The 22,693-nt window shown below is 49.9% G+C and carries 24 protein-coding genes and 1 tRNA gene; 16 read left to right on the top strand and 9 right to left on the bottom strand.

Translation table 11 applies throughout. The features are described 5' to 3' along the window. The first annotated feature begins 12 nt into the window (after positions 1-12). Both VFT49_03250 and VFT49_03245 read left to right on the top strand, forming a co-directional pair. Positions 13-1,365: a UDP-N-acetylmuramoyl-L-alanyl-D-glutamate--2,6-diaminopimelate ligase gene (locus tag VFT49_03250; GenBank protein ID HEU5005075.1), complete on the top strand. Its 1,353-nt coding sequence runs from the start codon at positions 13-15 to the stop codon at positions 1,363-1,365. A gap of 70 nt (positions 1,366-1,435) precedes the next feature. Next, positions 1,436-1,852, top strand: coding sequence for a hypothetical protein (locus tag VFT49_03245; protein ID HEU5005074.1), 417 nt, complete (start codon positions 1,436-1,438; stop codon positions 1,850-1,852). Position 1,853: 1 nt separating this feature from the next. On the opposite strand, the gene VFT49_03240 is transcribed toward VFT49_03245, so the two are convergent. Both VFT49_03240 and VFT49_03235 read right to left on the bottom strand, forming a co-directional pair. After that, on the bottom strand, positions 1,854-2,651 hold the full coding sequence (locus tag VFT49_03240; protein HEU5005073.1) for an arginine deiminase family protein: 798 nt from the start codon (positions 2,649-2,651) through the stop codon (positions 1,854-1,856). Between the two features lie 111 nt (positions 2,652-2,762). Then, positions 2,763-3,173, bottom strand: a complete 411-nt coding sequence (locus VFT49_03235) for a hypothetical protein (GenBank protein ID HEU5005072.1) — start codon at positions 3,171-3,173, stop codon at positions 2,763-2,765. 196 nt (positions 3,174-3,369) lie between these two features. On the opposite strand from VFT49_03235, the gene VFT49_03230 reads away from it, so the two are divergent. The 4 genes from VFT49_03230 (at position 3,370) to VFT49_03215 (ending at position 7,134) form a co-directional block, all read left to right on the top strand. Then, the gene (locus VFT49_03230) at positions 3,370-3,633 is read left to right on the top strand and encodes a co-chaperone GroES (GenBank protein ID HEU5005071.1); all 264 of its coding nucleotides are present in this window, start codon (positions 3,370-3,372) and stop codon (positions 3,631-3,633) included. A 118-nt stretch (positions 3,634-3,751) separates the two neighbouring features. Next, positions 3,752-5,392 (top strand): chaperonin GroEL, encoded by a 1,641-nt coding sequence (gene groL, locus VFT49_03225; protein ID HEU5005070.1) that lies wholly within the window; start codon positions 3,752-3,754, stop codon positions 5,390-5,392. A gap of 127 nt (positions 5,393-5,519) precedes the next feature. Next, on the top strand, positions 5,520-6,620 hold the full coding sequence (locus tag VFT49_03220; GenBank protein HEU5005069.1) for a LuxR C-terminal-related transcriptional regulator: 1,101 nt from the start codon (positions 5,520-5,522) through the stop codon (positions 6,618-6,620). 52 nt (positions 6,621-6,672) lie between these two features. Beyond that, positions 6,673-7,134, top strand: coding sequence for a hypothetical protein (locus tag VFT49_03215; protein ID HEU5005068.1), 462 nt, complete (start codon positions 6,673-6,675; stop codon positions 7,132-7,134). On the opposite strand, the gene VFT49_03210 is transcribed toward VFT49_03215, so the two are convergent. Continuing rightward, positions 7,131-7,541 carry a hypothetical protein gene (locus VFT49_03210; GenBank protein ID HEU5005067.1) on the bottom strand — a complete coding sequence of 137 codons (411 nt, stop codon included), beginning with the start codon at positions 7,539-7,541 and terminating at the stop codon, positions 7,131-7,133. The genes VFT49_03215 and VFT49_03210 overlap by 4 nt on opposite strands. A gap of 73 nt (positions 7,542-7,614) precedes the next feature. On the opposite strand from VFT49_03210, the gene VFT49_03205 reads away from it, so the two are divergent. After that, complete coding sequence (locus VFT49_03205; protein ID HEU5005066.1) at positions 7,615-8,646, top strand: bifunctional phosphoglucose/phosphomannose isomerase; 1,032 nt, start codon at positions 7,615-7,617, stop codon at positions 8,644-8,646. After that, positions 8,643-8,897 (top strand): hypothetical protein, encoded by a 255-nt coding sequence (locus VFT49_03200; protein ID HEU5005065.1) that lies wholly within the window; start codon positions 8,643-8,645, stop codon positions 8,895-8,897. The genes VFT49_03205 and VFT49_03200 overlap by 4 nt, the downstream gene beginning before the upstream one ends. A 2-nt stretch (positions 8,898-8,899) precedes the next feature. Here the strand turns inward: VFT49_03200 and VFT49_03195 are convergent, their stop codons facing one another. Both VFT49_03195 and VFT49_03190 read right to left on the bottom strand, forming a co-directional pair. After that, positions 8,900-10,114, bottom strand: a complete 1,215-nt coding sequence (locus tag VFT49_03195; GenBank protein HEU5005064.1) for an ABC transporter permease — start codon at positions 10,112-10,114, stop codon at positions 8,900-8,902. Then, positions 10,114-10,983 carry an ABC transporter ATP-binding protein gene (locus tag VFT49_03190; protein ID HEU5005063.1) on the bottom strand — a complete coding sequence of 290 codons (870 nt, stop codon included), beginning with the start codon at positions 10,981-10,983 and terminating at the stop codon, positions 10,114-10,116. The genes VFT49_03195 and VFT49_03190 overlap by 1 nt, the downstream gene beginning before the upstream one ends. Before the next feature lie 179 nt (positions 10,984-11,162). On the opposite strand from VFT49_03190, the gene VFT49_03185 reads away from it, so the two are divergent. From VFT49_03185 to msrB, 6 genes are all read left to right on the top strand, one after another. Then, positions 11,163-11,253: transfer RNA gene (locus VFT49_03185), tRNA-Ser, on the top strand. 423 nt (positions 11,254-11,676) lie between these two features. Continuing rightward, positions 11,677-12,117 carry a nuclear transport factor 2 family protein gene (locus tag VFT49_03180; protein ID HEU5005062.1) on the top strand — a complete coding sequence of 147 codons (441 nt, stop codon included), beginning with the start codon at positions 11,677-11,679 and terminating at the stop codon, positions 12,115-12,117. A gap of 98 nt (positions 12,118-12,215) precedes the next feature. Then, positions 12,216-12,890: an NAD(P)H-dependent oxidoreductase gene (locus tag VFT49_03175; GenBank protein ID HEU5005061.1), complete on the top strand. Its 675-nt coding sequence runs from the start codon at positions 12,216-12,218 to the stop codon at positions 12,888-12,890. A gap of 26 nt (positions 12,891-12,916) precedes the next feature. Then, on the top strand, positions 12,917-13,597 hold the full coding sequence (locus tag VFT49_03170) for a DUF1361 domain-containing protein (GenBank protein ID HEU5005060.1): 681 nt from the start codon (positions 12,917-12,919) through the stop codon (positions 13,595-13,597). A 17-nt stretch (positions 13,598-13,614) separates the two neighbouring features. Continuing rightward, complete coding sequence (argS, locus tag VFT49_03165) at positions 13,615-15,306, top strand: arginine--tRNA ligase (GenBank protein ID HEU5005059.1); 1,692 nt, start codon at positions 13,615-13,617, stop codon at positions 15,304-15,306. Then, a complete protein-coding gene (msrB, locus tag VFT49_03160; protein HEU5005058.1) occupies positions 15,307-15,708 on the top strand; it encodes a peptide-methionine (R)-S-oxide reductase MsrB in 402 nt (133 codons plus the stop codon). On the opposite strand, the gene VFT49_03155 is transcribed toward msrB, so the two are convergent. Beyond that, positions 15,705-16,043 (bottom strand): helix-turn-helix domain-containing protein, encoded by a 339-nt coding sequence (locus tag VFT49_03155; protein HEU5005057.1) that lies wholly within the window; start codon positions 16,041-16,043, stop codon positions 15,705-15,707. The genes msrB and VFT49_03155 overlap by 4 nt on opposite strands. 70 nt (positions 16,044-16,113) lie before the next feature. On the opposite strand from VFT49_03155, the gene VFT49_03150 reads away from it, so the two are divergent. After that, positions 16,114-16,698: an NAD(P)H-dependent oxidoreductase gene (locus VFT49_03150; GenBank protein ID HEU5005056.1), complete on the top strand. Its 585-nt coding sequence runs from the start codon at positions 16,114-16,116 to the stop codon at positions 16,696-16,698. Positions 16,699-16,764: 66 nt separating this feature from the next. Here VFT49_03150 and VFT49_03145 read toward each other — a convergent pair whose 3' ends face one another. Beyond that, the gene (locus VFT49_03145; protein ID HEU5005055.1) at positions 16,765-20,826 is read right to left on the bottom strand and encodes a right-handed parallel beta-helix repeat-containing protein; all 4,062 of its coding nucleotides are present in this window, start codon (positions 20,824-20,826) and stop codon (positions 16,765-16,767) included. An 88-nt stretch (positions 20,827-20,914) separates the two neighbouring features. Between VFT49_03145 and VFT49_03140 the strand changes: the two genes are divergently transcribed. After that, entirely contained in the window at positions 20,915-21,235 is a 321-nt protein-coding gene (locus VFT49_03140) for an MmcQ/YjbR family DNA-binding protein (protein ID HEU5005054.1), read from the top strand. Here VFT49_03140 and VFT49_03135 read toward each other — a convergent pair. Then, on the bottom strand, positions 21,225-21,824 hold the full coding sequence (locus tag VFT49_03135; protein ID HEU5005053.1) for a hypothetical protein: 600 nt from the start codon (positions 21,822-21,824) through the stop codon (positions 21,225-21,227). The genes VFT49_03140 and VFT49_03135 overlap by 11 nt on opposite strands. Positions 21,825-21,852: 28 nt before the next feature. Beyond that, complete coding sequence (locus tag VFT49_03130) at positions 21,853-22,686, bottom strand: HAD family hydrolase (GenBank protein ID HEU5005052.1); 834 nt, start codon at positions 22,684-22,686, stop codon at positions 21,853-21,855. Positions 22,687-22,693: the final 7 nt, after the last annotated feature.

The raw sequence follows: 22,693 nt of genomic DNA, 5'->3' as shown, positions 1-22,693 counted from the left end.
ATACTTTAGAGTATGAACCCGAGAACAATAGTTAAAAAGTTCGTGCCAAAAAAAGTATTCAGAACCGTCGAACCTTACGGGCACCTAGGGGAGGCCGTAGCGCTGAATACGCTAAAGGGATTTCCATCTCAGAGTCTAAAAGTTATAGGCGTAACCGGCACCAATGGCAAGACAACTACCTGTTTTCTGATCCATCGGATGCTACATGAAGCAGGTTATAAAGTCGGTCTGATGACAACTGTGGCCTACGGTGTTGGTGACGACATTAAGCCGCAGATAGAACATATGACTACTGCCGGCGTACCAGTGCTGCTCAAGCGGTTTAAGTATATGCAAGAGCAAGGTGTGGATTGGCTAATTTTAGAGACAACCAGTCATGCACTGGCTCAATACCGGGTGTGGGGCGTGCCATATAGCGTGGCGGTTATGACGAATATCACCGAAGAGCACCTAGATTATCATGGCACGTTCGAGAAGTACCGAGATGCCAAACGAAAGTTGTTCAAGCTAACAAACAAAAACCGCAAAGGCCTGCGAACCGGAATAATAAACGCCGAGGACCCAAGTGCGGAGCTTTTTGCCCAGGATATTAAAAATCCAGTAACATACGGTATCAAGAGGGGTGACTTAAAAGCCAAAAACGTAGAAATGAACGCCAGCGGTAGCCGATATAGCGTTGAAATCGGTAGCGACAAATACAACATCACATGCCATTTGCCAGGCAGTTTTAACGTTTATAACTCTTTAGCGGCGTTGGGAGTTGGCCGAACTCTAGGTTTGAGTGTCGAGCAAATAGAACAGGGAATAGCTGCTCTAAAAAGTGTAGAGGGTCGGATGGTAACGGTGGATGAGGGCCAAGATTTTGAGGTAATTGTGGATTACGCTCACACCCCGGACAGCTTTGAAAAACTGTTCAAAGACATCAAGCCGCTAGTTAAAGGCAAGTTAATCGTGATGTTCGGTTCGGCTGGACGGCGCGACGAAAAGAAGCGAGCCGTGCAAGGCGAGCTGGCTGGCAAATATGCCGACATTGTATTCGTAACCGAAGAAGACGACCGTGATATGGACGGTCTAGCCATCATGGAAGAAATAGCCGCTGGTGCCGAGAAGATCGGTAAAATTCGGGAAAGAGATTTATTTTTAATACACAAGCGTGAAGAAGCCATTGCAGCTGCCTTTAAGGTCGCCAAGAAAGGTGACGTAGTATTGCTGCTCGGCAAGGGTCACGAAAAATCCATCCTCTCTAATGGGCCAAAAGCCGCTGAACTGCGGCACTTGCAACAAGACGATGCCAATCAAGAACGCGTGATCGAGCGGCCCTATGACGAAGTTAAGGCTGCTCGCACGGCGCTTCGTAACCGGTAATCGCAAACATTCGTTTATTGACAAATATGCATAAATTAAGTATAATATGCAAGATTAAGGATTTGTCCCAATGAACGGATCTGAAACTGTCATAGATATCCCCGTCGGAATATTGCCGGCAAAATCATTCGAAGAACAGCGTAAAAGAATTTATGCATTGAGAGCCGGTGAGGCTGAACGAGCTTTGAGCCTGACCCGGCTAGTAGAAATGCTGCCTGTAGGCAGCGGCACGGCCTATGAGGCAATCTTAGACGAGGCTACTGACCCAGTTGGCGCTCACGTCTGCGCGGCCGATGATGTATATAGGGTAGTTTTGGGCCAGGACGGCCTGGTTGCCGAGATCCAGCACGTCGTTAAGCTGGCCGAAGACCAAGAGATGACTCGTCGGGCTCATGCCATGGCCGCCCATGTACCTTGGGGCCCGAAGACAAACGGCAGTTCGTTTAGAACTGGAAATGTGGGCGCTGCGCGTCCGCGAATGCACTAATCTAGTGGTCTAGGTCGAGAGTCAAACACTTAACGCCGCCGCCGCTTTTTCGGAATTCTAAAATTGGCGTGCCAATTACTTCAAAACCGGCGGTGCGGTATTTAGCGAGCAAGCTTTCTGACTCGTTGCTGGTAATTACGGTGTGACCGTCACTTACAGCGTTTAAGCCAAAGCCTTGGGCTTCTTCTAGCGTGGCTTCGATAACATTTGGAACAGCGGCTTTTAGGCGTTTTTGGCTGGCTTCGTCGAGGGCCGGCAGGTAGCTGGCGACCGTGTCGTCGGATAACACGGCTAGGGAAGTATCCAAATGATAAAAGCGCGGGTCGACGATTTTTAGACTGACAACCTCGCGGTCGAAGTAACTTTGCAGTTCCGTGGCCGCTTCCGGGCTAGAGCGGAAGCCGTGGCCGGCTAGGATCTTGTTACCACAAATTAAATTATCGCCACCGCCTTCGAAGAAGTTTTTAGCTTTTTTGATCTTGGTATAACCTTTGGCGCGGAACCATTTTTCAAAGTGCTCGGTTTCGGGCTGGCGTTCCGGAAATCGGAAAGAGGAAAGTAGGATTTTGTCATCTATCATCAGGCAGCAGTCGGTGGCAAATACCATATCAGGCAGGCCTTTGACGGGGTCGATTAATTTGACGTTCCAGCCAAGTTTTTCAGAGTAAATTTTATAAAGTTTGCGCCACTGGTCTTCGGCGGTTTCTTCAGCAACTTGGTTTTCTTGGTGCATCCAAACATTGATTTCGTATTCGATATCAAAAAAGTCAGGAGCGCACATCAAGATATTTTTGGCCATGGGCTAAGTATAACAGGGAGAACCGCGGGCTTCTGCTAATGCAGAATCCGCGGCAGGTATCCAGTCCAACAGGGGAGGGGACCGGGCGCTGCCCGGTCCCCGCGAATCCGGCTAGTGCAGGTGCCCGCAGCTGCGCCCACGACTCGTTAGCCGCGGAAGCGGCGTCTCGTGCGGGTGGCTGCGCATCGCGCGCCTTCGACGTGAGCCGAAGTTGCTCGGGCTCGTCTTGGTGAGCTGAGGTTCGATCAGGTTGCCCTTGCGGGCGATGATCTCCCAGATCGTCAGCTCTGCGTCGTCCTCGCGGTGCTCCGGGACCGTGGCGGTCAGGACGGTGACCGAACCGGTGGAGTCCGGCCCAGAGGGGCCGACCACGCGCTTCGGATGCATGCCCATGACCTTCGCGAACTCCCGTCGGATCGGACCGACAGAGGCGGGGTTGGGAACCGCGCCCATGACGTTGACCAGCGAGACCTCGCGGCCACAGCGCTCGATGACGAGGCCATCGATTGCGTAACCCGACATAACGCACCTGCCTTTCCACTTGGGGGGGGGTGGCCTGGAATAAAAAGAGTCTACTCCTCTGATTTTAATCGGTCAACATTAATTAAGTTACGGCAAGCATAAGCTTCATATCTCTTGACAGGAATTTTGGCACTCGTATATCATGAGTGCTAGCTGGAGCTTGAGGCTCCATTCTAGGTAATAATCAGGAGGAGATATGTCTAGTTTAAATCCATTGAACGAGTGGGTCGTGGCCGAGCAAGAAGAGGCCGTGACTAAAACTGCATCTGGCCTGTACTTGCCAGATAAAGCCGCCGAGAAGCCAAAAGTGGCCAAAGTTTTAAAGGTTGGCAAAGGGGTAAAAGAAATTAAGCCGGGTGACCGGATTGTTTATAAGTCCTACTCGACAACCGAGGTCAAGGTTGAAGACAAAGAGTACATTTTAGTTAAAGAAGAAGATATTTTAGCGACCGTAAAGTAATGAGAAGTCTAGTTTTAAAAGGGAAAAGAGCAGCCCGAGCAAATTTCGCACAATTTGCCCGGCGTGACGAGAAAAACCCCAGGTTTGTCTCAGTTAATCTTTAAATAGGAGGATTTTGATGGCCAAGAAAGTTTTTTATGATGATGACGCCCGCACCCGCGTCTTAAAAGGTGCCGAGATTTTATATAACGCCGTGAAAACTACCATGGGCCCGAAGGGACGCAACGTGGTAATCAGCAAAAGTTACGGCGCGCCGAGTGTCACGCACGACGGCGTGACGGTAGCCAAGGGCGTAGAAGTTGAAGACAAAGACGACGAAACGCTGGGCTACAAAGTCGGCGCCGAACTGATCAAGCAAGCCGCCAGCAAGATGAACGACGTTGCCGGCGACGGCACCACTACCGTTACGGTTTTGACCTACCACATTTTAAACGAGGCCAACAAGCTGATCGCCGCTGGCCATAACCCGATGCTGCTTAGAAAAGGCCTGGAAGCTGCCGCGCAAGACGTGCTTAACCAGCTGTCCGGCATGAGCGAAGACATTGCCGGCAAAAAAGAGCGCGTAGCCGAAGTCGCCACAATTTCCGCTGGCGACGCTGAAATTGGCGCGCTGATTGCTGACGTTATGGAAAAAGTTGGCAAAGACGGCGTGGTAACCGTTGAAGAAGGCCAGGGTTTGGCGCTCGAGAGCGAAGTTGTCGAAGGCTTCAGCATGGACCGCGGCTACGTTAGCCCCTACATGGTGACTGATACCGAGCGTATGGAAGCCGTTTATGACAAGCCGGCGATTTTGATTACTGACGCTAAGATTTCTAGCATCCAGGAATTTCTTCCGATGCTCGAGAAACTAGCTCAGAGCGGCAAGAAAGATCTGGTTTTGATTGCCGAGGACGTCGAAGGCGAAGCCATGGGCACGCTGATCCTCAACAAACTGAAAGGCGTGTTTAATACCGTCGCCGTCAAGGCTCCGGCCTTCGGTGATCGTCGCAAAGACATTTTGAACGACATTGCTATTTTGACCGGCGGCGAGGTAATTAGCGAAGAGACCGGTACTACTTTCGAAAACGCCGACGTCAGCGTGATCGGTAGCGCCCGCAAAGTTATCGTCACCAAGGACGAGACGACGATTATCGAAGGCGCTGGTTCGGCCGAAGCTATCAAGGCCCGCATCGCTCAAATCAATAAGCAAGTCGATGCGGCTACAAGTGAATACGACAAAGAAAATCTAGAGAAGCGCCGCGCGGCGCTCTCCGGCAAGGTTGCCGTTATCAAAGTCGGCGGTGCCACCGAGACAGAAATTGAAGAGAAGAAATACCGCGTCGATGACGCCGTGGCCGCCGTTAAGGCCGCTATGAGCGAAGGCGTTGTACCGGGCGGTGGCGTAACGCTCGTAAATCTTAGCGATCATATAAAGATTGACTCAACGGATGAGTTAGTAGAAGGCAAGCAGTTGTTCAAAACAGCCCTGTTAAGACCGTTTTATGAGTTAATGCATAATTCTGGCCTTAATCCTGACGAATGGTTGCCAAAGATCCGTGAGCACAAAAACCCAGGCCAGGGCGTAGATGTTAATACACCGGACAAGTTGGTCGACCTTAAGTCCGAAGGAATAATTGACCCAACCCGCGTGGCTAGAGAAGTTATCCAAAACGCTGTTAGCATCGCCGGGACGGCCATGACCATGGGCGCGCTAGTTGTCGACATCCCAGAAAAATCTGCCCCGGCCGCCCCTGACATGGGCGGTATGGGCATGATGTAGAAGCTCTGCCAAATCGCATAGAAAATAGGCGGCAAATAGCCGCCTATTTGACTGCTTGTGCGCCTAGTCACTGATAAATATCAGCCACCTTGTTAGCTTGTTATGTAAGCAAGCGTGGGGGTGATCGATGGAGAGCCTGGGAGAGCTGGATCAGCTCGAAATCCCGACCGGCGCCACTGACGAACCTGTTCCCGCCTCCCAAACAGAAGATCGGATACGCGCTGTCGAAGTTAGATTGGCCATAGCTGCCGCTGAGGTTGGCGGCATAGCTTTGGATTTTTTAAATATCCGGGATCGGTCGCTTCCTGAGGGAGCTGAATCTTTGACCCTTGCCGAACACGAGCACTTAAAGTTAATGAGCCAAGGGCTGGGTATCCAGGAAGCTGCCCAACAGCTGTGGGTTACGCCCGAAACGGTTAAGTATCACCGCAGCCATGTTTATAAAAAATTAGGCGTTAGCGGTGGGCTAAAAGCCGTGGCAATCTATAACGAGGCTACAAACCAGGAGACCGCAAGGAAGGAGAAGGTTATAAAGGCTGCCGGCCTATTAATGATGGTAGCCAATCGCATTTTCCAAAACAACATTAGTATTTTTCGACTATCGCCCGAAGACCAGGAAATGATGGCCAGGCTAAGCCAGGCGCTAATTCCGGAGGATAACAAAGAGTCGGCTCAAAAGATTTTGGGCAGAATTCCGCTGGCCATGTACGAAGTATTGACCATGCTTGACGAAGGAGCCTCCAGGGCGCAGGCGGCCGAAAAGCTTTGCCTTTCTGAAGAATATGTCTGGGAGCATATGAGACGAATGTACGAGCTCTTTGAAGTTAACCAGCCGGGGGATGTGCTTAAATCTATCGCTTCTTTGGTTAAGGCAAGCGGGTATGCGATCAGCTTTCCATCACAAGCCGAGGGAGATCCCAGGGATCACATGCCTAAAGAAGTGTCGGAATTAACTAACGGAGAGCTGGATGTACTGGGTTGTGTTTGTCTGGGCTTGCCCAATAAACACATAGCTAAAGAGCGGTTTGTTACGCCGCAGACTATAAAGTTTCATTTGACTAACATCTATGAGAAGCTCGGCGTAGAAAATCGTACGGCGGCCTCGGCCATTGCCATCCGGTGCGGACTTGTCGAGTGGGCGCTAACTTTAGACGGCTCAAGCGACCTTATGAGCACTACCAGAAAGGTATATTTAGAAAAGGTTAAAAAAGTCCCTGGGCAGGTATAGCTTATTGCATAAATCTCCAATTATGATATAATCATGTCAAAAGGAGATTTAAATGAACGCCGAAAAGCCGGTTGTTAATAATCCTACTGATGAACCAACAATTAGCACGGATACTGAACCCACCATGTTTGAAAAGGTAACTAATCAGCCGTGGTTCGGCTGGGCCACCAAGGTGGTTGTAGCTATCGTATTGATTGTGGTGATTTTCTTTGGCGCCCGCTGGATCCACCATCGCTCTAACCATGGGGCTGTTAACAATCCTCGGGGTGCCAACACTGCCACTCCTCCGTTGCAGCCTAACGGCTCTAGCGAGACACCCAAAAAGTCCACAGGTGGCTCGTCTAATTCCGGTTCTACATCAGGGAGCGCCAGTTCTGGCAAAGGACCTGGCTCGGCAAATCAAAATCAACAACTATCAGATACTGGTCCTGGCGATGTCGCTGTTATATTTTTAGCGGCCAGCTTTGTGGCTGCAGGGCTGCACTACGCCGTCAAAACCCGCCGCGCTTCTTAGTTTTTGCCCTTTTGGGTAAAGTAATTTATCTCGTTAATGACGTCTAAAAGAGCCTGGGCGCGAGCCTTTTCGTCTGGAATTTGATTAGCGGCGCTGTAGGCATCTCGAATTAAATCGGAATTATCGGTTGCCTGAATCATCATCATGGTTGTCTTGAATTTTTCCTCGGGAGATTGGTCTAGATGACCGACCAGCGGAGCCAGGCTTTTGAGGGCCTGAGACTTAATTTGCAATAAGTCCTCTTCTGGCATACCAGCGTTGTCTCCGAGGTGAGGGCTTGGCTTGATGCCGCCATTCAACGAAGAATAAGCAGCCGCGAACGGCGAGCTAGAAGAATCGTCGCTCATATTGTCAGTTTTTGGCATGTGGTCGTGGTGCGGCCGGTCATCATCGTTTAGTCCGAACATTCCACCCCCTTAGGTGCTTTTGCTTTTATCATTTACAATTATAGGCAGGTAACTATAGGGGGTCAAACGGCTTATGCTCGACGATTTGAAGTTCATCCACTTCCGAGACGGGCAAGATGCGCTGGGTATTGCCGAAAAACAACCGGCACAGCTAGAGTATGCCTTTGAACTCCCACACATAAGCGGTGAATTTAGCAATGTGGTTTATGCGGGCATGGGTGGTTCAGCACTAGCTGCGTTGCTGGCTGCTACGTGGCCTGGCTACAATTTGCCTTTTGAAGTATGCCGCGATTACCATTTACCGGCATACGTTTCGCGGGAGACGCTTTTTATAGCCTCTAGTTATTCAGGCAATACCGAAGAAACACTTTCGGCTCTAGCCGAGGCAGAAGAAAAGGGCGCTAAGGTTCTAGTGATTGCTGGTGGCGGCAAGTTAGTCGAAATTGCCAAAGAAAAAGGGCACTCGCTTTTACTGTTGCCTAAAGCCGACCAGCCTAGGTATGCGGTTTTTTATAACCTTAAGGCCCTTGTGGCGATTTTGGAAGCCGCCGGCCTGCTCAACAAAAACGAGGCCACCAAGGAGCTGCACCAAACTGCCACATTTCTAACCGAAGTGGTTAAAACCTGGCTGCCAACGGTGCCGCAAAAAGATAATCCAGCCAAAAAACTAGCTATGGAGCTAGCCGGCAATTCGATCGTGATTTACGGCGGTCCGCTGATGGCGCCGGCTGCCTACAAGTGGAAAATAAGTTTTAACGAGAACGCTAAGAACGTAGCTTGGTGGAATCAGTTGAGTGAATTTGACCATAATGAACTGATTGGCTGGTCTAGCCATCCAATTGAGAAGCCTTACGCTATTGTGGAGCTGCGTTCCGGCTTAGAAAATCCTAGAATTTTAAAGCGGTTTGAGGTGGCCGAGAAATTGCTTTCCGGTCGCAGACCAGCACCGTACATTGTGAAGCCTGAGGGCCAAACAGTTTTGGAGCAGCTGCTTTGGGCAGTCTGCTTTGGCGACTTTGTGTCAATTTATGTAGCCCTGCTGAACAATCAAAACCCGGCACCGGTTGATCTGGTTGAAAAGTTCAAAAAACAACTCGACCAATGAAACTAACTAAGAAAAACGTACTTAAAATTTTGATAGCTTCTTTTGCGGCTACATTAGTGATAGAAATAGCTAGCGTATTATCTATCTGGAACGTTTATAACTGTCCCATTGGCTCAGACACTAATTGTTCAGCGTTGAATAGCGCGAGCACCAAGGTGACCATTGGCTCCACCCTGGCGACTATTAGCTGGACAATTTTTATCATTTCGGCAGTTGTCTATCTTTGGCTAGTTATAAAAAAGCGAACCTAAATCTAATTACCTCTTAGGGCATCAATGGGATTTTTGCGGGCAGCTTTGATTGCCGGCGCCGTCGAGAAAATTACACCCACCAAAATCGATACGCCCACGGCTAGTAGAATAATTGGCCAATTAACTACCGGCTGCCAGTTGGTATAAAGCCGTAGGGCTACATTGGCCAGCAGGGCAACAAGAATGCCTAGTACGCCGCCAGAAATAGTGAGCACCAGACCTTCTACCAAAAACTGGTTTAGAATCTGGCGATTGGTGGCGCCCAGAGCCTTGCGGACCCCGATTTCGCGCGTACGTTCAGAAACGCTAACTAGCATGATGTCCATAATTCCAATCCCGCCAACCAGCAAGCTAACTGCGGCAATCCCAGATATAAAACCGGTAATAGAATTGACTACGCCACCGGCTAAATCGAGCAACTGATCTTGTTTAAGAACGGTGAAATCGTCGTTGCCGTGATTAGACGCTAGATCAGCTTGGGCGTCGGCAATGGCCTGCGAAACGTCAGAGGAATTCTTGGATTTAAGAAGGATTTGCAAGATGTTGGTGTGGTCGCCGGTAAGACCTTGAGCCGCGGTTGTGGGGATGAAAATAGCATTGTTGTAATCTGTTTGGGCGATTGAAAGCAGGCCGCCATTGGTTGGCGAAAGCACGCCGTGAACAATAAAGCTTTGGCCGCGGATTTGCAGAGACTGTCCAACGGGATTGAACTCGCCGAACAAGCCGTGGGCCACATTGGTACCAATAACTGCAAAATTGTCGGAGTCGCCGTCAAAGAAACTACCGTACGACATCTTTTGGTGTAGAACTTGCGGCATATTTGGGGTGGTGCCAATCACATAAGCGTTGTCAACTTCGGTGTCGGTCGAGCTGGCACTGTTGGTGACAAAGTCGAAAGGCACAACTTGGCTGACCGACGAGAGTTTACCTAGCGAAGTAACGTCTTTGGTAGTTAGCGTACTAGCCGATAAGAAGGCCAGCAGGTTTAAACCCTGTTGGTTACCGTTCTGATGAACCAGCTTACCGGAGCGAACGGTCACGACATCGCTGCCTAGGGAATTAATCTGGCCAACGACTTGATGCTTTAGACCTTCACCCAAACTAACGACTGTAATTACCGATGCCACGCCGACGATAATACCTAGCATGGTGAGCAATGAGCGCCATTTGGTTTGGCGCAAATAGGTCGCCGCCATCTTGTAATTGCCGCTGAACATTAGCGCGCTACCTTTTTGGTCACGCGTTTGCGCGTAGTTTTTCTTGGCTTGGCGCGGCGTTTTTTGGCGGGCTTGGCTTTGTCTGGCAGGGCGTGCATTATGGCTGAAACACCGGCGGCAATCTCATCATCACTCAAAGTTTTCTTTTCAAAGAAAGTCTTGCGGGCACCGCGGGCCATTTGACCAATGGCTGTTTGTTCATCTTCGACAACACCGCCGTCGCGCATATAGAGCACGCGCTGAGCGTAGCGGGTTAGTTCGGGGTTATGGGTAACCATCAAAATAGTATTACCCTGGCGATGAAGATCCGAGAGAAGTTCCATAATAACGCGGCTGTCTTGGCTGTCTAGGTTGCCGGTTGGTTCGTCGGCGATCAGCAAACTCGGATTATTAATAAGTGCCCGGGCAATTGCTACCCGCTGAGCCTGGCCGCCGGACAGCTGGCGGGGCATATAATACTCGCGGTCGCGTAGACCGACTAGTTCTAAGATGTCGCTAGCCCGACGAGCCCTGCGCATAGGCGTCATGCCTTTGTAGGCCAAGGGTAGGGCTACGTTTTCGAGCACGTTGAGGCGTGGCAGTAAATTATATGATTGGAACACAAAACCGATTTTATCGCGGCGCAACTTAGCGCTTTGATTAGGCCTAAAACGGGCAACATGGCGGCCGTCGAGCAAGTACTCGCCGTGGCTGGGCCGGTCGAGCACTCCTATAATGTTCATTAAGGTCGTTTTGCCGCTGCCGGATGGGCCCATGATGGCCACGAATTCGCCCTTTTCCACTCTTAAACTCACCTCGTCGAGCGCCAGAGTAGTAGCATCGCCGAAGCCGTAAACTTTCGATACGTCACGTAGTTCTATAAGGGCCATTTAAATCCTTTAAAAATTTAGTCTGAAGAATAAGCCGCACCCTACTTGCGGATTTCTCCCGATCGACTGGCAGGCTAACTTCCAAGTCTCTTTAAAGTGTACGCTGGGGATAACTTCCTATACAAAAAGAAAAAGTTGTAAAAAAATCTAGATTAATCTCTGGTAAAATATTTCGGTACGGAAGGGTGTCCGAGTGGTTGAAGGAGCACGCTTGGAAAGCGTGTATGCGCCCAAAGCGTATCGCGGGTTCGAATCCCGCCCCTTCCGCCAGGAAGGTAAAGCCGGTCTTTCACTAGGCCGGCTTTAGCTTTCTAGTTGAAAGCGCAGGATTTGAGCCAGGGTTCGGTAATGAGGAGCGCGCGCAGGAATTTATTTCGAGCACGCGACGAAATTATCCCAGGAGCGCTAGCGACTTTAGGTATCCCGCCCCTTCCGCCACGCATCAATCTAATCCTAGCCTTGCTCGGAAATTGCGCGAACGAGTAGCACAATTTCAGCAAGGTTTTTATTATCGCTGCTCTTCCGCTTGGCTTATCCTCAAGCCAAGCGGTGGGAGAGGCAAGTGATTTTTGCTGGTGATAAAATAATAAGCAGTAGCAGTTAAAATTTTAACCGCTACCAAAATAGCATTTAGCTTATTTTCAGTGTTACTCGTTAGCATTAACGAAGGTAGCAAACAAAAGGGGGCATTAAATGAGCGACAAAGAGCAAATAAAAGATATTGTGCAGAGCGTTGCTATGCTTCAGGACATGAAGCAGTGGCGGCAACTAGAAGAGTTTTTTGTTAAAAATCCATTCATCGATAACAAGGCCATGACCGGCGAGATGCCGGCGATAATCCCTAAGCACAGGCTGGTGGATGGCTGGCGCCGAGAGATCGGCAGTTACTTTTACGCCACCCGGCACTTCATCAAAAAACTGGCTGTTCGCATGCTTAACTCACGCCGCGCTAAAGTTACGACTCAGGTAGAGAACATGCACTACGTAGCCGATCACGGCGATCGCTATGTTTGGACCGTTCGCGGCACTATTGATTACATTTTGGTCAAAGGCTCTAACGGTACTTGGCGAATCAGCCAGATGATTTTTAGGATGAGCGACCAAATGGTGCGGCCAGTTGGCTCTTTCGCTTAGTTTTTGTACAGCCTGGCTTTTATCCCAAGCTTTATTTTCAATGCTTGGGAGCCCTACGCATTTAAGCTAAAATAAGCGTAAGAATATTAGGGGGTGGAGTGAATATATTAATCGTTTATGCGCATAACGAGCCAAGCAGCTTCACGGCGGCCATGAAGAACTTGGCTACCGAAGTCTTGGCCCGTCAGGGCCACACCGTTACCATTAGCGATCTGTATGGCTCTGGGTTTAACCCCTCCGCGCAAAAATGGGATTTTGTAACTACCAGCGGAGGGCATTTTAACTATATGCTCGAACAAAAACACGCCGCCGGCCTCGGCAATGCCTTTGCGCCGGATATTAGCGCCGAGATTAATAAGGTTCAAGTTGCTGATTTTGTAATTTTCGTGGCACCGCTATGGTGGCATTCGGTGCCGGCTATCTTGAAAGGCTGGTTTGATCGGGTATTGGCCATGGGCTTTGCCTGGGACGGTGGCCAATTTTATGAAAAAGGTTTGTTGCGCGGCAAGCAGGCAATGTTGGTTGTGAGCGTTGGGCATCCGGCGGAATATTATCAGTCTACCAGCGAGCACAAAGCCAGTATTAACCAGTTCTTGCACCCTATAAACTACGGCACGTTGGCTTTTTGTGGTTTTAACGTTCATGAGCCGTTCGCTGCTATGAATGTGCTTGGTATGGATGATGCCGCCCGCGAGCAGGCACTCAAAGAGTTTCAATTCCGCATAGAACACTTTTTGGACAGTCCCAATTGGCTGGTCCAATTCAGTGCTTAAAGGCGCGCGTTTAGTATAATTAGCCTATGAGCTTAAGAAGTGAGGCAATTAAGCATTATATAGCGTCAATGGGGCTGCTCAGCCTGCTATGTATTGGCCTGCTTTGCTACCGTGCCGCGGTCACCGGCACTACACGCTATTGGTTTATACCCGAGAACTTGGCTCTGGCTTGGGTTGGTCTAGGGTTCGGCTGGATTTTGTGCGAGCAGCTAAGAATCAGGCGCTGGCTATCTTGGCAGAATGTTCTTTTGAGCCTCGCTTGGCTGTTCTTTTTACCGAATACCTGGTATGTATTGACGGACTTTATTCATGTTTACCCAACCGGCGAGATAAGCGAACTTTTCGATATTGTTTTAATCAGTACATTAGTGCTCAATGGCTTTGTACTGGGGTTCACTAGTCTTTATTTACTGCACCGGGAGTTTTTGAAGCGCCTTTCAAAAGAGAAAAGCTGGCTTTTGATAGAGCTCGTCATTTTGCTCTCCAGCTTCGCTATTTATATGGGGCGAGTTTTGCGCTGGAGCAGCTGGGACCTGGTGAGCAATACTAGCGGCTTAATTATTAACGTGTCCGACCGCGTGACAGATCCGCTGGGTAACCCTCATGCTCTAGACATGACCGGCTTATTCTTTGTGCTTTTAAGCGTTAGCTATCTGGCATTTTGGCAAGGTTTGATGGTCTTCAAAGCTTCTAAAAGCGACCGCTAGGCTTTATATTTAAAGAGATGATAAATGAGCTTCAAGAGGATTTAGCCAAGCTTTGCCGGGACTTATATAAAATCGAAGTCAAACCCTCGGTAGAAATGAGCGACGGCCAATTCGGCGACTATGCCAGCAACGTAGCCTTACAGCTGGCCGGCAGGCTCGGCAAAAACCCTCGTGATATTGCCCAAGAACTTTCAGACAAGTTAAATGGCGGCGACTACAAAAAAATCCATACCGCTATGCCGGCTGGGCCGGGTTTTATCAATATTACGCTGACTCAAGAGGCTCTCTGGACCATTGTGGAGGCTGAACCGGCCAAGCCGCTTGCCGGCCAAACAATAGTTGCCGAGTACTCTGATCCGAATCCCTTTAAAGTTTTGCACGCCGCACATCTTTACACCTCAATCATGGGTGATGCCGTCGCTAATTTACTTGAGAACGCCGGCGCCAAGGTGCACCGCGTTAACTTCGGCGGTGACGTTGGCTTACATGTAGGTAAGACCATGTGGGCAATTGTCGGGCATTGTTCGGACGGCGAGCTCAACGAGGGCCGGGCTCTAAGTGAAATCCAAAGATTGGCCGAACAAGAATTGTCGGCCCGAATAGCTTTTATAACTAAGCGCTACGTTGAAGGTAACAACGCCTACGAAACCGACGAGAAGGCTAAGCAACAGATTATCGACTACAACAAGCGCGTTTACCAGGTGCATGAGCTGGACGACCACGAATCGCCCTTCGCGCAGATTTATTGGAATTGCAGGGAATGGAGCTATCAATATTTTGATGAGTTTTATCGTTTCATAGGCAGCCGCTTTGAAAAGTATTATCCGGAAAGCCAGACGGCACCACTGGGGGTTAAGACCGTCCAGGAGCATATCGGCGACGTTTATGAGGAAAGCAACGGCGCGATAGTTTTCCCGGGTGAAAAATATGGTCTCCACACCCGCGTGTTTATAAACTCTCAGGGGCTGCCGACTTACGAAGCGAAAGACGTCGGTCTAATCATGGCCAAGTGGAATGATTATAAGTTTGACCGCTCGGTGGTAATTACCGGGAATGACATTATTGAGTATATGAAAGTCGTACTTAAAAGTATCGAGCAGTTTGCGCCGGACTTAAGCCGACGCACTACTCACGTAACTCATGGGATCGTCAAGCTGTCCGGCGGCGTGAAAATGAGCAGCCGGCTGGGTAATATCCTGGGTGCCACTGATGTGATTCAGTTTGCCGCTGCTGCTAACCGCGAACTAACCGGCAAGGACGACGAGCAGGTCACGTTGGGAGCTGTTAAGTATGCTTTCTTGAAACAGCGCATGGGCGGCGATATTATCTACGACCCGGCCGAGTCGGTAAGCATTGAAGGAAATTCGGGACCTTATTTACAGTACGCTCACGCCCGGGCGAAAAGCATTCTGTCTAAGGCGGATAAACAACCTGCTAAAAGCCTAGACCTGGACGTACCCGAAAGAAGCTTACTACGCAAAATTGGCGAATACCAAGAAGTCGTAGCGAAAGCAACTGAAGAGCTGATGCCGCACCACGTTTGTACTTATCTTTATGAGCTAGCTCAGGAATTTAATAGTTTTTATGAAAAAAGCCGGATCATTGATGATCCGCGCGAAGAGGTGCGCCTAAAATTGGTGGAACTTTACAGCCAAACTCTAAAAGGCGGACTAAACTTACTGGGTATTGAAGCTCCAGAAAGGATGTAGATGGCCCAACTTAGTGAAGAAGAGATTAAAAAAAGGTTAACACCGGAACAGTACCACATCCTGAGGGAGAAGGGTACGGAAGCACCGTTCAGCGGCGAACTTTTGAACAATGAAGAAAAAGGGATGTATGTCTGCCCGGTTTGCGGTGCCGAGCTGTTTAGTAGCGAATCCAAGTATGAGTCGGATATTCCAGGGTTAGCTGGGTGGCCAAGCTTTGCCGACGTGGTCCGAAGTGATGCTGTTAAACTGCTAGAAGATAGTAGTCATGGCATGCATCGTACCGAGGTTATTTGCGCTAATTGCGGCAGTCACCTTGGGCACTTATTTGACGATTCTAGCAGCCCAAGTGGCCAGCATTATTGTATAAATTCGGCCAGTTTAGAATTTAAACCTAAGAACTAGCCGGCGTGGTAGTAGCGCGTGCCCCACGCGGCCATTTGCTCTAGAACCGGCACCAGATCCTCACCTTTTTTGGTCAGCGTATATTCAATTCGTGGCGGAACCTCGGCATAAGATTTTTTAGTGACAATTTTATGCACCTCGAGGTCGTCTAGTCGCTGAGAAAGAGTGCGGGGATTAATTTTGCCAACGGATTTCTCGAGTTCGCTGAAGCGCTTTGAGCCGCTGGCTAGGTCTCTCAAAATCAAAGCAGTCCACTTGTTACCAATTATCTCCATGGCGCTGGCAATACAGCCGGCGTGAGGTTCGAGAGATTTGGTTCTTGATAAACTTTTCATACTTTACAAAATATAGTAATGGATTTAATATTTAACTATAAAAAGTATAGCACCAAACCAAGGAGAATAAATGACAAAAATTGCCGTAATTGTTGGTAGTACTCGTGAAGGCCGCCAAACAGATAAGTTAGCCGCTTGGGTAGCCAAGGAAGTTTCTAAAATAGCTAAAGTTGAGACCCTTGACCTCAGAGATTATCCGCTGCCTTTTTTTGACGAGGCAGTAAGTCCTCGGTATAACCCAGAACGCCAACCGAAGCCGGAGGTTAAGACGTGGCTGGACAAGATAGCAGAATTCGACGGATACGTTTTAGTAACACCAGAATACAACCGCTCAACATCAGCGGTTCTAAAGAACGCCTTAGATTTTCTTGACTATCAAATGGAGAATAAGCCAGTAGCCTTGGTAGCCCACGGTTCCGCCGGTGGCGCACAAGCGGTAGCCAACTTACGCATGGCCTTGCCGGGGGTTGGCGCCGTGAGTATCCCGCAGGCCGTATTCTTTAGCGACCGAGTTGGTGACGCTATTGACGAAGAGGGCGTACTAAAAGAAGAGCTGCGCGACAAGCCCTATGGTCCGCAAGTCAGCCTAAGGGCCCAAAGCCAGACACTAAAGTGGTACGCTGACACCCTAGCGGCCGCGCGCTCCAAAGCCTAATCATAGGTAGCATAAAAATAAACTCCGGAGATACTAACTCCGGAGTTTATTCATTTTTAGGGTGTGTTAATTTTTGTCAGTGCCGTCGGCGTAACGGTAAACACCAAAGCCGATAGCTGCTAGAGCAACTAGGGCAACGATGACCCACCAATACCAGCGGATGCCGCCGGCTTCTTTGGCGGCAACCTTAGGCTGGCTAGCGTTGGCAGCTGGTGTCTTAACGTTGGTGCTTGAAGTTTTGCCGCTGGTAGCTGAGGTATTTTGTCCTTGCACTTCGCCGGCACCAGAGCCATTGCTGGCTTGGGAGCCAGTGGTTGAGGCGGAAGTGGTTGTGGCACTAGAAGAGTTGCCGTTAGAACTCTGCGGTGCAGGCGTATAGGCAACAAAGGTAGTGAAGTGCTTGGTCCAAACTACTAAGTCGCTGCCGGAAGTCAGATAACAATCACCGCCCGCGAGTAAGGCTGTGTCCTGAGCGTTCTGGTCGTCGCCAGCTACACAAGCGTCGATGGTGCTAAAGACGCCTTCGGCGTTAACAAAGCCGACTGATTGGCCAGCCTGGCCGGGCAGAACCAAGCGAACGGCCTTATCGAATGTCAAATCTACTCCAGAAGCGCCAACTTGGATGGCTAGCGAGACAGTTTTAGTAGAACCCAGTTGAACAGTTGTGACGGTCGGGGCGGTAATAGTGCCATCCCAGTTACTGCTAGCCGGAGCGCTAATAGTGATACCGGCTGGAATTGTAACTTGAACCGTGCCGCTAGAAGTCGTAGTAGAAGCTGTTACGTCGTTGGTTGAAGGCAGTGTAAGGCTGGAAGTGTTGCCGGAAGTGGTTGGCGTGCCAAGTGAACCTGACGGCAATGTAGTAGTGCCGCTTGAGGCCGATTGGTCGGAAGTACAGGTGCTGTCTGTGCACCAGCTCGATACATCGACGGCGCCGCTGTATTGGCTGCTGCTAGCGCCCAAGACATTGCCCCACCAGTTGTCGGTTAGATCTAAGGTATGGTTGGGGTCAAGGTTGCGAACCTTTAGGCCAGCCAGGCTGTTGCCGGCAAACGGTAGAATCTGCGAGGCATCAGCGTAAACTGTTTGGCCGCCGTAGGTAGTACTATCGACGCTGAAGGCGTAAGCATCCGAATTACCAACGTTGGTAATGTTCGAGAAGCTGTTGCCAATAACCCTAACATCTTGCGGAATGCTGCCATTGGAGCTGGTGGGAGAAACTTCGATAGCGTGGGCCCAGCCGCCGCTAGTAGTAGCGTTGATGCCGCTAAATTTGTTGGCGTAGACCTCGATAGTCTTGACGTTGCCCTGAACCATGACGCCGTAAGCGCCGTGAGCCGCGCTGTTTTCAATGCTGGTAAAAATGTTGTTTTGGACAGTCACGTTGCTAACTAGCGAACCGGAACCGTAGACCTGGACGGCTTCAATACTGACGCCAGAATAGTTTGGATCGGTAAGAGTTAGACCTTTGATTTCAACATTGCTGGAAGTGACCAGGATGTGGCCGGTCACTGTCGCTTCGCTGACGCGGGTGTCGGTATTCGGATTAGCGTCCTTGTTTGGTCCGAACAGGTTCAGCGGCTTAGCAAGTGTAAGTGAACTTTCAGTGTAGTTGCCGGCGCCGACGTTGACGGTACCGCCGCTGGCGACAGCATTGACGGCTTCGCTGATGGTAGAGAATTCGTCGTAGCCGGGGATGTGACCGGTTTGGTTAACGTAAACCGTGGTAGGCACTACCGAACTTAAAGTGCCGTTTAAGTGATCAACATAGTATGGCGAAACGGTGACACCGCTGGTGTTCTCGCCTTCTATGGTTGAAGCTACGGCCGTGCCCCAGTAGTTGTGTGAGGCGTCGACTGAACCACTGCCGCTGAGGGAGCCACTTTGTACGTATACGCCGTAAGCGTTGCCGCTGAAGGTATTGCCCGTAATTGTAAACGTACCAGTGTTGGAGCTGTCATTTACGCCGGCATAATGGTCGCCGCCATGGATGGAAACGGCCTTCCCGCCACCATTCGTGAAGGTATTGCCGGTAATCGAAGCCGTGCCGCTGACGCTGCCGAAGAAGAGTACTTGTGAACCGCTGGTGCTTGCCGTGTTGTTGCTTACCACAATCCCGTCCGTGACACCCGAGAAGGCTACCATGTTCGGGCCGTTAGGGTCGGTTGGGTTAGTGCTGGTATTGCCCGACACGGTAACATTAGACGAATTACTGCCGGTGCAGGAAAAGTTGATATCGGCCGCGCCGTTGGTTGTGGCGTTGGTAAATACGTTGTTTAAGACCTGGGTGCCGTTACAGTCGTGCTGATTAATGACGTTCTGGTTGCTGTATGGCTTGATCTGGATAGCCTCAGCTGGAGCGCCCGGAGAGGTGAACAGGTTTTGCTTAATTACAATATTACCGGCACCATTGGTTGGCAGAGCAACATTGCTATATCCGCTGAAGACATTATTCTCGACGACAATTCCTGACAAAGTAGAGGCCGACAAGACCTGAAGCTGGCCGCTGGTGCTGGTGCCGTTGAAGCTAAAACCGTTGACGGTAACACCGCCGGCAGTGACATAGAAACGGTTAACCGTTGATTCATTGCCGCTGTGGCTAGAGCCAGCTACGCCGGCTTGGGCGCCGGTCAGGGTCAGCGACTTATTAATAGTCGGTGACTCATTGTAGGTTCCGGCATCAACGGCAATCGTGTCGCCGGCCGAAGCGTCGTTAACGGCTGATTGAATAGTGGTGTAAGGTTCGTCCGCGCCAACCTTCAAAGTCTTGCCACTGTAGCCTAGGCTGACGTTGCCGCCGTTAAAGATGCGCAGGGTAGGCAGACTTTGAGCAGGCTTGGTAGCCGTACCGCCTAGGCTTACCGGCTGCTGAGCGGCAAATCCCGGCTCGTCCAAGCTGGAGCTGGAAGAAGTCGTGTAAGTGACCGGACTGTCGCTGAAAGTGTTGCCGCTAACGTCAAGAGTGCCGCTGGAGAGACTCGTATTTTTGACAGTGATTTGTTCGTACCAGTTTTGATCAAAAGTGTTGCCGCTAACGGTGACGTTGGAATAGTTGATGGCAATACCCGAGTCGTAGGTAACCAAACCCTCGGTCCAGTTATCCGAAATTACATTGTCGGTTATCTGAGTACCGGCCAGATCGTTGGTCATGTTAACGCCGGTCCGGTTGTTCGTGATGGTGTTGCGGGTCACTACGTTATCTTCTGAATTGTTCAGGTAGACACCGTTACGGTTAAGAGTGACTGTTGAATTCTCAAGAGTGTTGTCGTGGGTCAATTGGCCGAAAGTCACGCCGTTATTGTTAAAGTTCCAGGCGGCCAGCTCAGAGTCAGTGTAGTCGTGGGTGATAGTAAAGCCGCTGACAGTGGCGCCGTTGCCGCTGAAGGTTAGCGGCGAAGAATTGCCGTCGGTAGCTACAATCGTGGTACTATCTGCGCCCGCACCCATAAGCGTAACGGCCTTATTAACGTTAACGTTCTCATGGTAAGTGCCTGGATCGACGTAGATGTCCGTGCCGGCTTGGGCGCCAGAGATAGCAGCGCCAATGCTCGTATAGTCACAGTTGCTGGCGCAGACGCTCAAGTTGTCGGCAGGATCGTTACTGGTTCCTTCGCTTGGAGAGGCCGAAGTCCAGCTACCTGCGCCGTTCACGGTCCGAGCGTAGCTCATATCAGAGCTACTGCTTATAGAAGGGTAGGTTACGGAGTCGCTATTAACCCCATTAGTCAGCGTAACTGTGTCGCCGCCGTTGGCGAGCAGTTGCTGGGCACTGACCTGGGAGTTATCAGTAAAAACACAGTAGCCGTAGGCCGGAACAGTGTCGGAACAATTGTTGCTTACATTACCACTACCGCTAAAATCGTGGCCGGATGAAGAAATGTTCCAGCCGCTGGTGCTGACACTGGTACTGCCGGGGTTATAAACTTCTACCCATTCACTTTGACTGTTCAGATCCGGGCTGGGAAAAATCTCGTTTAGCAAAAGGATGCCGCCAGCGGCCGCAACGTTGCCAGTGAAGAACATCGGACTGGCCAAAGCCAGGCCAGAAAAGGCCATAATCGTAGCCGCCGTTAGTGTTAAGAACCTTTTTGATGTTTGTTTAGCCACCCTAACAAGCCGCTCGCGCATCTTAAATCTCCCAAAACACTAAATTATTGCTTTAATTAACGCCTTTAAGCGCGCAATTGTCAAATTTTTGGTCTGATAAAATTGAGGTGTGAAAACCCATAAAGAGGTAGAAGATTATATTTTAAGTTTGTCGGGCGCTAAGCTAGACTATCCGTTCGGCGAAGGTACGGCAGTTTATAAGCTGAACGATAAGATGTTTGCGCTGATTGCCGAAGGCAGCGACCCTTTGCGTCTGAGCCTAAAGTGCGACCCTAAATTAGCTGAAATTCTGCGCGAACGTTATGAAACCGTGATGTCGGGCTACCACCTAAATAAAAAGCACTGGAACACCATTATTCTAACCGGCCAACTAGCCGATGACGAGGTCAAAGACCTAATCCGTCACTCCTACGAGCTAGTTAAGAATTAAGAGAACTTAAAATGGCGTTAACGCTACCGGCAGCGTTATTTAGAATATCTTTGAGAGTCTTGCTCGGAGTTGAACTATATTCGTTGGCCAGCATTGTCTTATAGTTGACCAGGTTCTGTTTGAGGTAATTATTATAAGTAGAAGCCAAGTTATTGTTTTGAGCCGCTGTCTGAAAAAGCGTATCTGTGCCGGTGTTCTGATCGGCACTCAAAAGCTTGGCATCAACTTTGTGTCCAGTAGAGGTAAGGTAGTTGCTAAGTTGTGCTTGTTGGCTAGAAAGCGTAGTGCTGACGGTCGAAGCTAGAGCGGTTACATTGGCGTCTTTGGATTGCTGGTTAATTAAACCGCTGGCCCGTGATATCTCTTGGGCCTCGGCCATGAGGCTGGTGATTTGATTGGTATCTTTATTTTTAGAACCCGACAGCAAAGAAAATAAAACAACTAAGATAATAATTACGACTACCGTGCAGGCGCTAATAAGCACGGGCTTAGGCAAGCTGAACGATGGTAAGGAGCGGCGCTGCTTACCTTGATCTTTCAGCATGAAATCGAACTGCGGGTTCGGCCCGCTCGGGCTTTGCGGTTGCATAAGCACTATTCTAACAGGGAACTACCGACTAAGCTATTGGGACGCGACCGGGGCTAAAAGCAGGAATACTAAAAGCCTGAGTTTTTATTGACGATGATGCTGGAGTTGGAAAAAATTTTTCTAAAACAACAGCCACGCCATCGTCTTTGAGGCTGGCCGTCACATCGTCGGCTACATTTTTGAGGTCAATATGCGAGTTACCCATTGCAAAGCTTCTGCCAACTACGGCAAACAATGGCATATCGTTACAGCTGTCGCCTATACCTATGCTGTGGTCGGGGTCAATCCCATAAGCTTCTAAAATTGCTTTGGCGGTTTGTTCCTTGGTAGCCAAGTTGTGAGTAATATGAATATCGACAACTTCACCCGGCGACCACGAGGTAGACTTCACAGGGAAAACATCATCAATCGGCCGCAATTCTTCTAAGAGCTCATCAGCGCGAATCTCTTCCAAGCCGGAAATAAACAACTTAACGTTGTTCTCGTCAACAGCCGACGGTCTTTCTATTGGCGTCCCAACCACCTGACTCTCTGCATCATAAACGTCAATTCCCATATTGTGGCAAATTGTCACGACGGCCCGCTGGCTAAGTCTGGGGATTTTAGTGTAATATACTCGCTCGTCCTTGACGGGGTCGTAAACTTCGGCACCGCCGTTTATGGCGCAAAAATCAACCACGCCCAGACGATTAATGATATTTTTAGCCATCCAATATGGACGGCCAGTGGCGACGCTGACTCTGGTTTGGCTCTCCACGGTGTTCTTAACAGCATTTACCACCCGCTCCGATGGAAGTGCGCTAGGTGTGGGCTCTACAACAGTGCCATCTAAATCAAGAATAACTGCCCTAAATTCGCTCATATTATCG

The organism is Candidatus Saccharimonadales bacterium (genome assembly GCA_035758565.1).
GTDB lineage: Bacteria > Patescibacteriota > Saccharimonadia > Saccharimonadales > UBA10212 > DASTXL01.
Note: the sequence above shows the minus strand (reverse complement) of the source record. Positions and strands in the feature narration are given on the sequence as shown.

What these genes read in the sequence shown, in the direction of transcription:
- VFT49_03150 (HEU5005056.1), top strand. Translation starts at nt 16,114, where the DNA reads ATGACAAAAATTGCCGTAATTGTTGGTAGTACTCGTGAAGGCCGCCAA.
- VFT49_03215 (HEU5005068.1), top strand. Translation starts at nt 6,673, where the DNA reads ATGAACGCCGAAAAGCCGGTTGTTAATAATCCTACTGATGAACCAACA.
- VFT49_03220 (HEU5005069.1), top strand. Translation starts at nt 5,520, where the DNA reads ATGGAGAGCCTGGGAGAGCTGGATCAGCTCGAAATCCCGACCGGCGCC.
- VFT49_03195 (HEU5005064.1), bottom strand. Translation starts at nt 10,114, where the DNA reads ATGTTCAGCGGCAATTACAAGATGGCGGCGACCTATTTGCGCCAAACC.
- VFT49_03170 (HEU5005060.1), top strand. Translation starts at nt 12,917, where the DNA reads ATGAGCTTAAGAAGTGAGGCAATTAAGCATTATATAGCGTCAATGGGG.
- VFT49_03200 (HEU5005065.1), top strand. Translation starts at nt 8,643, where the DNA reads ATGAAACTAACTAAGAAAAACGTACTTAAAATTTTGATAGCTTCTTTT.
- VFT49_03245 (HEU5005074.1), top strand. Translation starts at nt 1,436, where the DNA reads ATGAACGGATCTGAAACTGTCATAGATATCCCCGTCGGAATATTGCCG.
- VFT49_03210 (HEU5005067.1), bottom strand. Translation starts at nt 7,541, where the DNA reads ATGTTCGGACTAAACGATGATGACCGGCCGCACCACGACCACATGCCA.
- VFT49_03230 (HEU5005071.1), top strand. Translation starts at nt 3,370, where the DNA reads ATGTCTAGTTTAAATCCATTGAACGAGTGGGTCGTGGCCGAGCAAGAA.
- VFT49_03240 (HEU5005073.1), bottom strand. Translation starts at nt 2,651, where the DNA reads ATGGCCAAAAATATCTTGATGTGCGCTCCTGACTTTTTTGATATCGAA.
- groL (HEU5005070.1), top strand. Translation starts at nt 3,752, where the DNA reads ATGGCCAAGAAAGTTTTTTATGATGATGACGCCCGCACCCGCGTCTTA.
- VFT49_03205 (HEU5005066.1), top strand. Translation starts at nt 7,615, where the DNA reads ATGCTCGACGATTTGAAGTTCATCCACTTCCGAGACGGGCAAGATGCG.
- VFT49_03135 (HEU5005053.1), bottom strand. Translation starts at nt 21,824, where the DNA reads ATGCAACCGCAAAGCCCGAGCGGGCCGAACCCGCAGTTCGATTTCATG.
- VFT49_03180 (HEU5005062.1), top strand. Translation starts at nt 11,677, where the DNA reads ATGAGCGACAAAGAGCAAATAAAAGATATTGTGCAGAGCGTTGCTATG.
- argS (HEU5005059.1), top strand. Translation starts at nt 13,615, where the DNA reads ATGATAAATGAGCTTCAAGAGGATTTAGCCAAGCTTTGCCGGGACTTA.
- VFT49_03250 (HEU5005075.1), top strand. Translation starts at nt 13, where the DNA reads ATGAACCCGAGAACAATAGTTAAAAAGTTCGTGCCAAAAAAAGTATTC.
- VFT49_03190 (HEU5005063.1), bottom strand. Translation starts at nt 10,983, where the DNA reads ATGGCCCTTATAGAACTACGTGACGTATCGAAAGTTTACGGCTTCGGC.
- VFT49_03235 (HEU5005072.1), bottom strand. Translation starts at nt 3,173, where the DNA reads ATGTCGGGTTACGCAATCGATGGCCTCGTCATCGAGCGCTGTGGCCGC.
- VFT49_03155 (HEU5005057.1), bottom strand. Translation starts at nt 16,043, where the DNA reads ATGAAAAGTTTATCAAGAACCAAATCTCTCGAACCTCACGCCGGCTGT.
- VFT49_03130 (HEU5005052.1), bottom strand. Translation starts at nt 22,686, where the DNA reads ATGAGCGAATTTAGGGCAGTTATTCTTGATTTAGATGGCACTGTTGTA.
- VFT49_03145 (HEU5005055.1), bottom strand. Translation starts at nt 20,826, where the DNA reads ATGCGCGAGCGGCTTGTTAGGGTGGCTAAACAAACATCAAAAAGGTTC.
- msrB (HEU5005058.1), top strand. Translation starts at nt 15,307, where the DNA reads ATGGCCCAACTTAGTGAAGAAGAGATTAAAAAAAGGTTAACACCGGAA.